Source organism: Janthinobacterium lividum (assembly GCF_034424625.1).
GTDB lineage: Bacteria > Pseudomonadota > Gammaproteobacteria > Burkholderiales > Burkholderiaceae_D > Janthinobacterium > Janthinobacterium lividum.
This window is the reverse complement of sequence record NZ_CP139976.1, coordinates 159,070-173,233: the sequence shown is the minus strand read 5'-3', so window position 1 is coordinate 173,233 and position 14,164 is coordinate 159,070. Positions and strand designations below refer to the sequence as shown.

Here is a 14,164-nt window from a genome sequence, read left to right as displayed (position 1 = left end):
GCCGGCCCAGCGCCGCAACACAGGGCAACCGTTTGATTTTAAGGTGAATGGAAGATGCGTGAAATGACAACCAAGGGCAGGGACGTGCCGCCAGCGGCGCCTGCGACCGCCTTGACGATGCTGTGCCTGGCCATGCTGGCGCTGCCCGGCATGGCGCGCGCGCAGGACGCGGTCCCGGCGGCCGCTCCTGTGGCCGCTCCTGTGGCCGCACCGGAACGGCAGGTGACGATCGAGGAATATCTGGTGCGCGGCAATACCGTGCTCGATGCGCGTGCCATCGAAGAGGCGGTGACGCCCTTTCTGGGGCCGGGCCGCACCCTGAAGGACGTGGAAGGGGCGCGCGACGCCCTCGTTGCTGCCTATCAAGCGCGCGGCTACCAGTCCGTCTACGTGGACTTGCCGGAGCAGCAGGTGGAGCAGGGCGTGGTGGTGCTGCAGGTGAGCGAAACGAAGGTGGGACGCTTGCGCGTCGTCGGTGCGCAATACAACTCGCCGCTCGACGTGCGCCAGCAAGTGCCTGCCCTGACGGAAGGCAAGGTGCCGGACTTTACGCAGGCGCAAGTGGAACTGACGGCCCTGAACCGCGGTCCCAAGCGCCAGGTGATGCCGCTGGTCAAGCAAGGCAGCCTGTCCGGCACCATGGACGTGGACTTGAAAGTGGACGACAGCAGCCCGTGGCGCGCCAGCATCGGCCTGAACAACGACTACAGCGCCGACACGAAGAAGCTGCGCAGCAGCATGTCGGTCGGCCACGACAACCTGTGGCAGCTCGGGCATAGCGCGACCATCAGCTTTTTCGGTACGCCGGGCGACCTGAACCAGACCAAGGTGTGGTCCGCCTCGTACGTGGCGCCGATCGGCACGCAGGGTTGGAGCGTGGAAGCGACCGGCTACCAGTCGAACAGCAATGTGGCCAGCACGGGCGGCACCAGCGTGCTGGGCAAGGGCCACGCGCTGGGCATGAAAGTCAATTACACGGTGCCCAACAGCGGCATCTGGTGGCACAGTTTTTCTGCCGGCATCGATTTCAAGGATAACCAGGAAGCCTTGAAACTCAATGGTACGGGCAGCAATATTCCGCTCAAGTACGTGCCCCTGAGCGTGTCGTATAACGGCTTTGCGCAGACGGATGCGGCGACGTATGGCCTGGGCCTGTCGCTGGTGGCCGGCACGCGCGCCGCGTTCGGCTATGGCAGCAACAGCGCCGCCTACGACAACAAGCGCTACAAGGCTTCGCCCAGCTTCCTCGTCCTGAAGGGCGACGCCAACGCCACCTACACCTTGGGCAGCGGCGCGCAGCTGCACGGGCGCATGTCGGGCCAGTTGGCCGACGCGGCGCTCGTGTCGGGCGAGCAGATGGCCGCCGGCGGCGCCAATTCCGTGCGCGGCTACCTGTCGGCCGAAGCGACGGGCGACTACGGCATTTCCGGCACCGTCGAATGGCGCACGCCCCAGCTGACGTATTTCAGCCGCCTGGAAAACTGGCGCCTGTTTGCCTTTGCCGATGGCGCGCGCCTGCGCCTGCGCGATCCGATGATCGAGCAGAAAGACCTGTTCGGCCTGGCCTCCGTGGGCGTGGGCAGCAGCTTCCAGTTCCTGCGCTACCTGAATGGCCGCATCGATTTCGCTTACCCGCTGCGCGATGGCCCGCGCACGCACAAACACGTGCGCCGCATCAATTTCAACCTGTCGGCCAGCTACTGACGGGCCAGCTCACCAGCACTGCACTTTTTTAGACTTTTCTTCGGAGAATCACTGTCATGCAACGTTTTCTTTTTCTGCTCACGATCCTGGGCACGCTCGTTCCCGGCCTGGCGCATGCCTGGTGGCAGCCCGACTGGGCTTACCGCAAACCCGTCACCGTCGACGCCGGCCCGAAGGCGGGCGCCGTGGGCGGCGATCCCGGCCGCATTCCCGTGCTGCTGCGCTTGCATTCCGGTAACTTCAACTTCGAAGGCGTCAGCGACAACGGCGCCGACCTGCGCTTCGTGGCAGGCGACGACAAGACGGTGCTGAACCACCAGATCGAACAGTTCAACCCGCTGCTGGGCATCGCCCTGATCTGGGTCGACGTGCCGGCCCTGACGGCGGGCACGCCGCAGCAGCTGTGGATGTACTACGGCAATCCGAAGGCGCCCGCTTCCGGCAATGGCCAGCGTACTTTCGACCCCGACTACAGCCTGGTGTACCACTTCACCGAGCCTGGCGTGCCTTCGCGCGACAGCACCGCCTACGGCAACCATGCCCAGACGGCCGTGCCGGCGCTGGACGGTTCCGTCATCGGCGCCGGCGCCCGCCTGGGTACGGCACCGCTGATGCTGCCTGCCTCGCCTTCGCTGGCGCTGGCCGCCGGCGCGCCCTTCACCTTTTCCGCCTGGGTACGTCCCGATAACCTGGGCCCGCAGCAAGTGCTGTATGCGCGCCGCGACGGCGCCAATGAATTGCTGATCGGCGTCGACCAGGGCGTGCCTTTCGTGCAGGTGAATGGCCAGCGCAGCAAGCCAGGCCAACCGATCCAGGCCGCGCAATGGTCGCACCTGGCCGTGAAAGCCGATAAAGCCAACGTGGCCCTGTACGTGGGCGGCCGTCCGGCCGTGTCGCTGGCCACCGCGCTGCCAGCCTTCACGACGGCCGCCTCGGTGGGCGCCGATGCGCCGCCGGTCGCCTCCGGTACCTCCACCCTGAACAACTTCACGGGCGCCATCGACGAGCTGCGCCTGTCGCGCACGGCCCGTCCCGATGCCCTGCTGCTGGCCGACGCCGTCTCGCAAGGTTCCGAATCGCGCCTGGCCGTGTTTGGCGCCGATGAACAGCAGGCGGGCAAAAGCCATTTCGGCTTCATCATCGCCGCCATGCCGCTCGACGCGTGGATCGTCGTCGGCGTGCTGGGCCTGATGATGGTCTTGTCGTGGATCATCATGATCGGCAAGGGCCGCAGCTATGGCGCCATCTCGCGCGCCAATGCGCAATTCATGCAGTCGTTCCACGAAGCAGCCGGCGCGCCGCTCGACCACCTGGCGCGCAACGGCAAGCTGAGCGCTTCCGTGAAGACGGATTCCTCGCTGTGGCGCCTGTATGACGTGGCCATCGACGAAATGCGCCGCCGCCATGACCGCGGCTACGACTTGAACGCGGTCTCGAACGCGACCATCGGCGCCATCCGCGCCGCCATGGATGGCGTGATGGTGCGCGAAAGCGAACGCATGTCGAAACGCATGATCTGGCTCTCGACCACCATCGAAGGCGCGCCATATGTCGGCCTGTTCGGCACCGTGATCGGCATCATGCTGGTGTTCGTCGTGGCGGCCATGGCCGGCGCCGTGGACATCAACTCGGTGGCGCCGGGCATGGCGGCAGCGCTGCTGTGTACGGCGGCCGGCCTGGGCGTGGCGATTCCCGCCCTGTTCGGCTACAACTGGCTGTCCTCGCGTTCGGACGCCATCGTTGCCGACATGGCCGTCTTCGTCGATGAGTTCGCCACGCGCCTGGCTGAAGAGCAGGGCGACGGACGCCAGATGCGTCCCGTGCTGCAACAGGCGTGAGGGGCGCATAACCATGGCCACCTCCGCCAAGTTTACCCCCCGCAAGCGTAGCGGCGGCATCAACATCACGCCCTTCGTCGACGTGCTGCTGGTGGTGCTGGTGATCTTCATCTTGACCAGCAACGCCAGCATTCCCGGCATCAAGGTCGACCTGCCCAAGGCCAGTTCGGCCGTGGCGCTGGAAAAACCGAAGACCAAGGCCATCACCATCGACAACGCGGGCCAGGTCTTCCTCGACGCCTATCCCGTCACCTTGCCCGAGCTGGAAGAGCGCCTGCGCACGGAAAAGGCCCTGACGCCCGACTTCCCCGTAATCGTGCGCGGCGATGCCGCCGTGCAATACGCGAAAGTGGTCGAAGTGCTGGACTTGTTGCGCCGCATCGACCTGAACCAGGTGGGCCTGGTGACCGGCAAGCCGGCATGAGGAGCGCAAGGTGAAGCGTGACGACATGATGAAGATGGCCGCCTCGGAATCGTCGGGCGCGGCGCAGTGGTGGCGCCGCTGGGGCGGCGTGGCCGGCGGCGTGCTGCTGGCTGGCGCGCTGGCCGCGCTGGTCTGGTATTTGCTGTCGGACACGGCAGCCACCAAGCGCGAAGTGGCGGCGCCGCCGATGCTGATGCTGCCTCCTCCGCCGCCACCGCCACCGGAACCGGAAAAACTGCCGGAACCGACGCCGGACAAGGTGGTGCCGGAAGTGTCGGAGCCGGAACCGACGCCGGCCGACAAGCCCATGGATGACGCGCCGGAAAGCCCGTCGCCGGACAAGGGCGACCCCGTCACCATCGACGGCGCGGCGCAGGCCGGCAGCGATGCCTTCGGCATCCAGGCCGGGCGCGGCGGCGGCATGACGGGCGGCGGCGGTGGCGGCGGCCTCGGTGCGGGATCGTATGGCCGCTATGTGGCCAACGCGCTGCAGCTGGCCTTTGCCCGCGACCCGCGCACGCGCCAGCTGGCGTTTGCCGACATCCGCGTCGACCTGTGGCTCGATACGGAAGGCAAGACGACGAAGGTGCAGCTGGTGCAAGGCACGGGCAATGCGCAGACGGATGAGCAAGTGCTGGCCATGGTGCGCGACTTCCGCGCCGATGAGCGGCCACCGGCATCCCTGCGTTTCCCGGCCCGCGTATCCATCAAAGGCCGCCGGCCATAGCGTCCCCAATTCATATTAATTTTTTTCGAAAGAAACAATGAATTCCTTATTTTCTCCCTCGCAGCGCCTGCGCCGCCTTCCGCTGGCGCTGGCTGCCCTGGCCCTGAGCGTGGCGGCAGGCGCAGCACAAGCCCAGTCCGCGGCACCGGCCGACAGCACCATGGTCAAACTGATCCGCGGTCTGATCCAGAGCGGCGCCCTGAATAAGGATGCCGGCGAAGCACTGCTGGCGCAGGCGCAGAGTGAAGCGCTGGCCGCGGCGCAAGCCCGCCCGGCCGCCGCGCCGGCGGCCCTGGCGCAGGTACAGGCGGGCGACGTGCGCGTGCCGTATATTTCGCAAACCGTGCGCGAGCAGATCCGCGACGAGATCAAGGGCCAGGTCATGGCCGAGGCAAAAGCAGGCGGCTGGGCCGCGCCGAATGAAACGCCGGCCTGGACCAAGCGCATCCGCCTGGAAGGCGATGTGCGCGCGCGCTACGAATCGCGCTATTACGACATGGCCAACAGCAATATCGAGATCGACTGGCGTTCGCTCAACAGCGGCAGCGGCTACGACGTCAATTCGAATACCAACCTGGCCCTGCCGGCGCTGCTGAACACGCGCGAAGACCGCAAGCACTTGCTGCGCGCCCGCGCGCGCCTGGGCATCCTGGCCGACATTTCCGACAGCACGCAAGCGGGCATCCGCCTGGCCAGCGGCAATGACGACAGCCCCGTGTCCACCACGCAAACCCTCGGTGGCGGCCTGGGCAAGAAGAACATCTGGCTGGACCAGGCCTGGCTGTCTTACCAGCCCGCTTCCTGGCTGAAACTGACGGCGGGCCGTTTCGATAACCCGTTCGTTTCCGGCGATGAACTGTTTTCCAGCGAACTCAATTTCGACGGCATCGCCGCCAAGGTGCAGCAACCCCTCGGCGACAGCAAGGACGTCACCGTGTTTGGTACCCTGGGCCTGATTCCGCTCGAGTATTCATCCGACAATGCTCCTAGCCGCAGCCAGGCCAAGATGTCCAGCGAAAACAAGTGGCTGCTGGGCGCGCAAGTGGGCGCTTCGTGGAAGATCAATAGCGACCATCAGTTGCGCGGCGCACTGGCTTACTACAACTTCCGCAATATCAGCGGCGAGTATTCGCAGCCGTGCGCCCTGTACGCGGGCGCCGATGGCTGCAGCACGGACTGGTCGCGTCCATCGAGCATGCAAAAAGGCAATAGCTTGATGCTGCTGCGCAATATCGCTCTGAACCCGCTGGACCCGGCGAATACGCCGCAGCCGCAATTCGTGGGCCTGGCCTCGAAATTCCGCCTGGCCAATCTGAATGCGCGCTGGGATAGCAAGGTTGCCGGCGGCACGGACTTGCGCATCGAAGGCGATTATGTGCGCAACATGGCTTACGACAAGAACGCCATGTGGGCGCGCGCCAAGGGCGGCATCATGAACAACTTCGGCGGCACGGGCGGCGTCTCGCAAGCCGATTTCCGGAGCGGCGGCAATGCCTACATGCTGCAGGCGACCTTGGGCAAGGCCAGCCCTGCGGCGCGCGGCGATTGGAACGTGTTGCTCGGCTACAAGCGCATCGAACCGGATGCCTTGCCTGACGCCTACAACGATTCCACCTTCCACCTGGGCGGCACGAATGCGCGCGGCTACTACCTGGGCGGCGCGTATGCGCTCGACAAGAATACCTGGCTGAACGGCCGCTGGACGTCGAGCCGCGAAGTGTTCGGTTCGGCACTGTCGATCGACACCCTGCAAATCGAATTGAACGCGCGTTTTTAAGGAGCCATGATGTTGATATCCAACAAAATGCGCCTGCCTTTACTGCTGCTGAGCTTGCTGGCCGCCGGCACGGCCCAGGCGCAGAAGGGGCAGAGCATGGAAGAGCGCTTGCGGGCCGAGTTGCGCAATGTCACGGCGCAATTGCATCAGACGCGCGGCGAGCTGGAATTGCTCAAAGCCAAGGGCGTGCCTGCCGCCAAGGCGGCGCCGGCTGCCGCCGCGCCCGCCAGCGATGGCTTGAAAAAGGAGCTGGCACGCAGCCAGTCGCAACTGGCGCAGGAGCGCGCGCAGCGGGAAAAACTGGGCGAGCAGCAACAGCGCAGCGCCGCCGCCGCGCAAGAGGCAAGCGCCAGCCTGGCGCAGTACCGCCAGGCCAGCGAACAGCTGGCCGCCACGGGCAAGCAGATCGAAGCGGAGCGTGCGCGTCTCGACGGCGAAGTGGCGGCCCAGCGGGGCGCCCTGGCACGCTGCGAAAGCAAGAATGCCCAGCTGTATGCGGCCGGACAGGAAATCCTCCAAGCGTATGAAGGACTCGACGTGCTGGACGTCATGAAGGCGCGCCAGCCGTTCGCCGCGCAAAGCAGAGTGAAACTCGAACAGATTGCCCAGCAGTACGGTGATCAGCTGTACCAGGGGCGCTTTGATGCGCGTCAAACCGAAGCGGCAGCAACGCCGGCCGCGCCCGCGCCGGCTCCCCAGTAATTTTACTTTTTGAAATGAATGGAATGACGATGGAAAACACGAATAGCTTGCTGACCACCCTGAATGCGGAACAAACGGCCGAGGCCATCAAGGCGGCCGGCTGCGCCGTCACCAGCATCGAACACGACGGCGTCGTGCGCCTGCACAGCGCCAGCCATGGCATCGGCTTTCAGGTGCTGTGGGGCAATGAAGCATCGCCTGGCCAGTATGCGGATCTGACCCTGAGCTGCCCGCTGCGCGTGCAGGGCGGCGACTTGCCGGCCGGCTTGCTGGCCGAATGGCACCGCAGCAAGCGTTTTGCCCGCGTAGCCCAGCATGGCGATTTCGTCGTGCTGGAAATGGATGTACTGGTCGCCGGTGGCGTCAGCCGCGAGTACCTGAATATCAATCTGCAACTGTGGACGCAGATGATGGGCCAGTTCTTCTTGTTTTTGCGCAACTTTACGCCGGCCGATACGAGCACCGCTCCGCTCGTCGAAGCCGCCAACGTGGCAGAAGAAGAAACTGTGCCGGCCTGACAAGCGGGCCAACGGCGGAAAAAAAGGCCCGTGACGGGCCTTTTTTGCTGCCGGCGGGTCCCAAGTGTCGTATTAAATACTTATTTTTTAGGCATCGCGCATTAAAACTGCTCAAAGAGCGTGTGTGAATCAAGCCAGCAACGGCTGTATGGCGGATAATATTGCCTGTTGCCGATTTGGATACGACCTTTACACAAAAATGCGCCCCATGGATTTTACCCGCGACGAAACCAGTGAAACCCCAGTTGCCCCGGCCAGTGCGCCGGGAGCGCCTTTACCGTATGCCGTCGCCACCTGGCTGCAGCGGGTGGAGGCTGCCGCCCATCCGAAGGCCGTGCTGACCATTGCCGAGCCTGATCCCAAACTCAACCAGCACCGGCTGATCTACGTGCTGGCGCCCACCAGCGGTGGCCGCCACGTGGCCCTGTGCCTGTACAAGGCGCGGCTGCGGCCGAATGGGGACGTGGCGGCGGCTTCTCCCATCAGCGAAATCTTTTCCCTGCTGTCGGCGCCGCCCACGTTCCTGACGCCAGCCGACGAAGACCTCGTGCGTTTCTTCGTGGCCATGCGCAGCGGGCAGAATTCGCAGACGGGCAGCGCCACGGAGCCGAAGGGCAAGGTGGGTGCGGCCCTGCTGAAAATGCTGGCCGAGCAGGATAAATTGTTGTGGGCCAATTCCTGGGCCGACGTCGGCAATGGTCTCGTGTATCCGTTGAAGGAAGGTCCCGTGCGTCCCGCGCGCCTGTTCTGGCGCGACGAAGGCAAGACCATGCGCCTGGGCTGGCAAGTGGACCCGCCGGAAGGCGCGAAACACCACGGCGCCGACCAGATCGACTACATGCTGCCCACCGATCCGCCGTGGTACATCGACAACCTGTCGTGCGGCGTGCTGGAATTGAACCAGGGCGGCTCCGACATTTCCCTGGCCGACTTGCAGGCGCTGGTGGCGCAGGCGCCGCCATTGAACGCGAACGACAAGGTGCGCGTGTCGCAATTGCTGCTGGCGCAGGGCTTGCAGCATTTGATGCCGCTGCCGCAGCCGTTACCGCAGCGCTTGCGCAAGGACGTGCCGGCGCAGCCGGTCTTGCTGCTCGACAGCGCCATGCTGGCCGATGGCAGCGCGCAGCGCTGGAGTGACTTCGCCGTGCTGTCCTACGACTACGATGGCGAGCGCGTCGCGTTCGACCCGTCGCAGCGCGTGGTGCGGCAAGTGGGCGACGTGACGGAAATTATCCAGAGAAATACGGTCGATGAAGCGCGCGCGCTGGCGACGTTGGCCGAGCTGCAATTCAAGAAGCCGGGCTCCGCCCCCTTGAGCGGCTTGAAGGGCGCCTTGCAACTGCCTTCCCAGGCGGAATGGCTGCGTTTTGCCGAGGCCGGCATCGACGCCTTGCGCAAACAGGGCTGGATCGTGGAAAAAACGGCCAAGTACCGCTACGACGTGAGCGACGTGGGCGACTGGTACGCGGAAATCGACGACCAGGATCCGGACAGCGGCAACGCCTGGTTCGAGCTGGAACTGGGCATCGTCGTCAACCACGAGCGCGTGCCGCTGCTGCCCGTGCTGGTGCAGCTGATCCGCAACGCGCCCAACGATTTCAACCCGAAAGTCATCGAAGCGCATGCCGACGATGACCAGATGCTGGCGACCTTGCAGGACGGCACGCGCGTGGCCCTGCCGTGGGGCAGGGTGCGCCCCATCCTGAACACGCTGGGCGAACTGTATTTCAGCGACAAGATCAAGCATGCCGTGCGCATGTCGACGCTGGATGCGGCGCGCCTGGAAGAGCTGGCGCGGGGCCTGGACATGCAATGGACGGGCGGCGAGCAGCTGCGCGCCATGGGCCGCAAGCTGAGCCAGTTCGGTTCCGTGCAAAAAGTGGCGGCCCCAGCCGGCTTGCAGGCGACCCTGCGCGACTACCAGGCCGATGGCCTGGCGTGGATGCAATTCCTGCGCGACCATGACCTGGCGGGGATTCTGGCCGATGACATGGGCTTAGGTAAAACTGTGCAGACCCTGGCGCATATCCTGGTGGAAAAGGAAGCGGGCCGTTTGACGCATCCGGCCCTGGTGATTGCACCGACGAGTCTGATGGGCAACTGGCAGGACGAGGCAGCAAAATTTGCGCCCAGCCTGAAAGTGCTGCTGCTGCAAGGCAAGGACCGCGCCCAGCAATTCGACCAGATCGACCAATGCGACCTGGTGCTGACCACCTACGCCCTGTTGCCGCGCGACGAGGAAACCCTGCGCGAGCACGATTTCCATCTGGTCATCCTTGACGAATCGCACTACATCAAGAATACGCGCAGCAAGGCGGCGCAAAGCGCGGGCCTGTTGCGCGCGCGCCATCGCCTGTGCCTGTCCGGCACGCCGCTGGAAAATCACCTGGGCGAGCTGTGGTCGCAATTCCACTTCCTACTGCCGGGCTTGCTGGGCGACGAGAAGACCTTCAATACGCAATTCCGCCATCCGATCGAGCGCCAGGACGACCCGCTGCGCCGCATGCTCCTGAACCGCCGCATCAAGCCTTTCCTGCTGCGCCGCACGAAGGACAATGTGGCCAAAGAACTCCCGCCGAAGACGGAAATGGTGCGCAAGGTGGAATTGACTGGGCCGCAACGCGACCTGTATGAAACCGTGCGTCTGGCGATGGATCAAAAGGTGCGCGAAGAAATCGACAAGAAGGGCGTGGCGCGCAGCCAGATCGTCATCCTCGAAGCGCTGCTGAAACTGCGCCAGGTCTGCTGCGATCCGCGCCTGGTGAAATCCTTGCCGGCGAAGAAGCAGACGGCCGGTTCGGCCAAGCTGCTCGACCTGATGCAGATGGTGGAAGACTTGCTTGACGAAGGGCGCAAGATTCTTGTGTTCTCGCAATTTACCAGCATGCTGGAATTGATCGAGGAAGAACTCGAGTCGCGCGACATTCCCTACGCCTTGCTGACGGGCGAGACGAAAGACCGGGGCGCGCAAGTGGCGGCTTTCCAGCAGGGCGCCGTGCCGATCTTCCTGATCAGCCTGAAAGCGGGCGGCGTCGGCCTGAACCTGACGGCGGCCGACACGGTCATCCACTACGATCCGTGGTGGAACCCGGCGGCGGAAAACCAGGCCACGGACCGCGCCTGGCGCATCGGCCAGGACAAGCCCGTGTTCGTCTACAAGCTGATCGCGAAGGGCACGCTGGAAGAAAAAATCCAGCTGCTGCAGCAAAAGAAATCGGAACTGGCGCAATCGATCCTGGCCGAAGGCGAATCGCAGAAGATGGCCCTCACGCAGGAAGACTTGCAGCAGATTTTCGCCCCGTTGGAAGATTAACGCTGCCGCACGCTTATACTTGGCGATTCTTTCTTGCCAGGTATAACGCATGCTGCCCTTTCTCCTTCTGCTGCTTGCCGGCGTCATCCTCATGGCGCTGCGCTTCGTCCAGTTGCGCCGCGCCCTGCTGCGCGCGCGGGCAGGCGAAGCGCAGTTCCGCCTGCTGGCCGAGCACGGGCGCGACACGGCCTTCCTGCTCGACGCCGCCACACTCGAATTGATCTATATCAGCCCCGCCGCGCAACGCCTGACGGGCCACGACTTGCCTGCCTTGCGCGCGCACGCGGCGCAGCTGGCGGCGGACGTGCCGGCCCGGCTGCAGCGCTGGCGCGATGGCGATACCAGCCGTTTGACCCTGTTGCGCGAAGTGGAATTGCCGCATGCCGACGGCCACCAGCTGGCCCTGGAAATCCATTCCACCATCGTGCCTGCGGCGGCAGGGCGGGGCGTGACCTTGGCGGGCACGGTGCGCGACGTCAGCGCCGTCCAGGCGCAGGAAGCCGAGCGGGAAAAGGAGCAGAAGCGCTTTGCCTCGATGCTGTCGCACGAATTCCGCACGCCGCTGGCCACAATTGACGGCGCCATCCAGCGCCTCGTCTCGACATCGCCAGACGCCGACGACGCCACGCGCAAGCGCTACGTGAAAATCCCGACGGCCGTCGACCGTTTGTTGTCCATGATTGACGATTATTTGTCACCCGAACGCATGGCGGCCATCGGCCGCGAGCGGGCCGCCGACGGCATCGCGCCGCTTGCCCTGCTGCAGCAGGCGGCCGCCACCGTGCCGGCCAGCCACCGCGTGCAGCTGGAACTGGACGAGGACTTGCCAGCCAGGCTGCGCTGCGACGTGCCCGGCATGGCCCTGTGCCTGAAAATCCTGCTCGACAACGCCGTCAAGTTCAGCCCGCCTGGCAGCGTCATCACCGTGTCGGCCAAGCTGGTGCCCGAGGGCGGCGTGGCCCTGTGCGTGCGCGATGCGGGGCCCGGCTTGCGGGAAGACGAACTGGCGCAGTTATTCGAAAAAGGAAGCCGTGGAACCTATGCCACGCATCCGGGTGCGGGGCTGGGCCTGTACATGGCGCGCGCCGTGGTGGACGTGCATGGCGGGAGTTTGCAGGGGCATAATCTGCCCGAAGGCGGGGCACTTTTCCGCATTTGGCTGCCGCTTCCTGTCTAGACAAGGAAAAGCCTTGCTTCCGCTGAAGGCAACCGTGATAATTCCTTGACGTAAACCTATTGTGCCGTCCATCATGGTGTAGAAGTGAATGGCATGGTTTGCCCACGGTAGCTCACTAACGGAAGAATGGCGTTGCAATGACGAAAATACTGATCGTCGAAGACAATCTGGACTACGCCGAAGATATGGCGGAGTTTCTCGTTGAGCTCGAACACGAAGTTCATATCACCAGCTCCGCTGGCGGGATGTGGACGGCGTTGAGCCATGGTAATGTTGGCGTGGTGGTACTGGACCTGGGCTTGCCCGATGAGGACGGCTTCAACGTCATTCCCCGCATGCGCCAGCTGTATCCGCAAATTGGCGTGCTGGTCCTGACGGGGCGTGTCGCTTTCGACAGCCGCATCCTGGGCTTGCGCCTGGGCGCCGACCACTATCTGACCAAGCCGATCAAATTCCCCGAACTGGCCGCCCACATCGAAGCGCTCGACCGCCGCGTCGGCCCGCAAGATCCCGTGCCCGAGCCGGGCAAGTGGACCTTGAAGGTAAGCGCGCGCCAACTTGAGCTGATGGGTTCAGTCATCGCCCTGACGGAAAAAGAATTCAACTTCCTGCACTTGCTCACCATCAATACCCGCCCCGTGCCGCGCGACGTCATCGTGGCCGGCATGGGCGGCGAAGATCCCGATGCGGGCCGCCGCGTCGACATGCTCGTGTACCGCCTGCGCAAGAAAGCCAAGACGGGCCTGGGCCAGGACTTGCCGCTGCGCAGCGCGTATGGCGAAGGTTACAGCTTGTCGGCCAGTTTCAATTTGTCCTGACCAGCAGAGGCGGTCCGGATGAAATGGCGTGTTCCGCTTGGGCTGCTGTTGATCGTTGGCTTGTCCTGTGCTGCTCTGTGGCTACGTCAGGAATGGAAAATCGACAGCTGCCTCGACAAGGGCGGCCGCTGGAATTACCCACAGGCTGTTTGCGAAGGCGCATGAACGTCGCGTCGCAAAATTAAGGGACAGAGTCAGCCGCCTTTTCCAGCATTTCAAATAAAACAGGGTCAGAGTCGCGTCCGGCACGCATACTGTGTAAAATCAAGGCCTTAGCCTTCTTTTGCCGATTCTGCCATGGCCCGCTTGCCCCGCCTCATCATTCCAGCACTGCCCCATTACGTGATCCAGCGCGGCAGCAACCGCCAGCCCGTGTTCCAGGATGCGGCCGATTACGCGCAATTCCTTTCCTGGCTGAAAACCGGGGCAAAAATGTTCAAGGTGGCCATCCATGCCTACGTTTTATTGCCTGATCAGCTACATTTGCTGGCCACGCCCAGCGATGCGACGGGTCTGGGGCAGCTGATGCAGTGGCTGGGACGCTATTACGTCCCGTATTTCAACCAGAAATACGGCCGCGAGGGGGCACTGTGGCAGGGACGCTACAAAACTTCCGTCATCGATCCCGACAATTTCTTCCTCACTTGCTGCCGCTACCTGGAATGCGTACCCGTGCAAACGGGTTTGGCGGGCCAGGCGCTGGACTATAGCTGGTCCAGCTATGCCCACCATGCGGGCGTGCGTCCCGATCCCGTCATCACCGACCATGCGCTGTACTGGGCGCTGGGCAATACGCCGTTCGACCGCGAGGCGGCCTATCTGCGCCTGTTCGAGCAAGGCCTGGGCCGCAGCCAGGTGAAAGTGGTGGAAGAGGCTGTATTGAAGGGCTGGCCGCTGGGTGCCGACGCTTTCAAGCAGGCGCTGGAGCACAAAATGCAGCGGCAAGTGCTGCCGGCCAAGCGGGGCCGTCCCCGCAAAATCGTGGCCGAAGCGGACACCAATTGAAAAGCATTCGCATTTAAAACAAAAAATGGTTTCTTTCTCACGTTTTATTGAAATTGCTTTGACTATGTCCCTATTAAATTTTTAGAGCGACGGAATCGAATTTAATTCGACTCCGACCCTAATTATTGTAGTTGAGTTTTTTGTTGCGTTGCACTACTCTA

General features: G+C 63.7%; 11 protein-coding genes. All 11 read left to right on the top strand.

From position 1 onward, the window contains the following. Positions 1-54 precede the first annotated feature (54 nt). The 11 genes from U0004_RS00730 to U0004_RS00680 all read left to right on the top strand — a co-directional run bounded on the left by U0004_RS00730 (position 55) and on the right by U0004_RS00680 (position 14,003). Positions 55-1,704, top strand: a complete 1,650-nt coding sequence (locus U0004_RS00730; protein ID WP_081345922.1) for a ShlB/FhaC/HecB family hemolysin secretion/activation protein — start codon at positions 55-57, stop codon at positions 1,702-1,704. 56 nt (positions 1,705-1,760) lie between these two features. Then, the gene (locus U0004_RS00725; RefSeq protein WP_070260503.1) at positions 1,761-3,542 is read left to right on the top strand and encodes a DUF2341 domain-containing protein; all 1,782 of its coding nucleotides are present in this window, start codon (positions 1,761-1,763) and stop codon (positions 3,540-3,542) included. 13 nt (positions 3,543-3,555) lie between these two features. After that, positions 3,556-3,966, top strand: a complete 411-nt coding sequence (locus U0004_RS00720; protein WP_070260505.1) for an ExbD/TolR family protein — start codon at positions 3,556-3,558, stop codon at positions 3,964-3,966. Positions 3,967-3,976: 10 nt separating this feature from the next. After that, complete coding sequence (locus U0004_RS00715) at positions 3,977-4,693, top strand: energy transducer TonB family protein (RefSeq protein WP_225317135.1); 717 nt, start codon at positions 3,977-3,979, stop codon at positions 4,691-4,693. Positions 4,694-4,730: 37 nt separating this feature from the next. Beyond that, the gene (locus tag U0004_RS00710; protein WP_070257780.1) at positions 4,731-6,470 is read left to right on the top strand and encodes a putative porin; all 1,740 of its coding nucleotides are present in this window, start codon (positions 4,731-4,733) and stop codon (positions 6,468-6,470) included. Between the two features lie 9 nt (positions 6,471-6,479). Continuing rightward, a complete protein-coding gene (locus U0004_RS00705; RefSeq protein WP_254676123.1) occupies positions 6,480-7,172 on the top strand; it encodes a hypothetical protein in 693 nt (230 codons plus the stop codon). Between the two features lie 29 nt (positions 7,173-7,201). Further along, a complete protein-coding gene (locus tag U0004_RS00700; protein ID WP_230523257.1) occupies positions 7,202-7,690 on the top strand; it encodes a YbjN domain-containing protein in 489 nt (162 codons plus the stop codon). Between the two features lie 208 nt (positions 7,691-7,898). After that, on the top strand, positions 7,899-11,003 hold the full coding sequence (locus U0004_RS00695) for a DEAD/DEAH box helicase (protein ID WP_070257783.1): 3,105 nt from the start codon (positions 7,899-7,901) through the stop codon (positions 11,001-11,003). A gap of 49 nt (positions 11,004-11,052) precedes the next feature. After that, the gene (locus tag U0004_RS00690; RefSeq protein WP_327076249.1) at positions 11,053-12,180 is read left to right on the top strand and encodes a PAS domain-containing sensor histidine kinase; all 1,128 of its coding nucleotides are present in this window, start codon (positions 11,053-11,055) and stop codon (positions 12,178-12,180) included. A 137-nt stretch (positions 12,181-12,317) separates the two neighbouring features. Next, positions 12,318-12,998 carry a response regulator transcription factor gene (locus U0004_RS00685; protein WP_034780956.1) on the top strand — a complete coding sequence of 227 codons (681 nt, stop codon included), beginning with the start codon at positions 12,318-12,320 and terminating at the stop codon, positions 12,996-12,998. 297 nt (positions 12,999-13,295) lie between these two features. After that, positions 13,296-14,003, top strand: coding sequence for a transposase (locus U0004_RS00680; protein WP_070257785.1), 708 nt, complete (start codon positions 13,296-13,298; stop codon positions 14,001-14,003). Positions 14,004-14,164 lie beyond the last annotated feature (161 nt).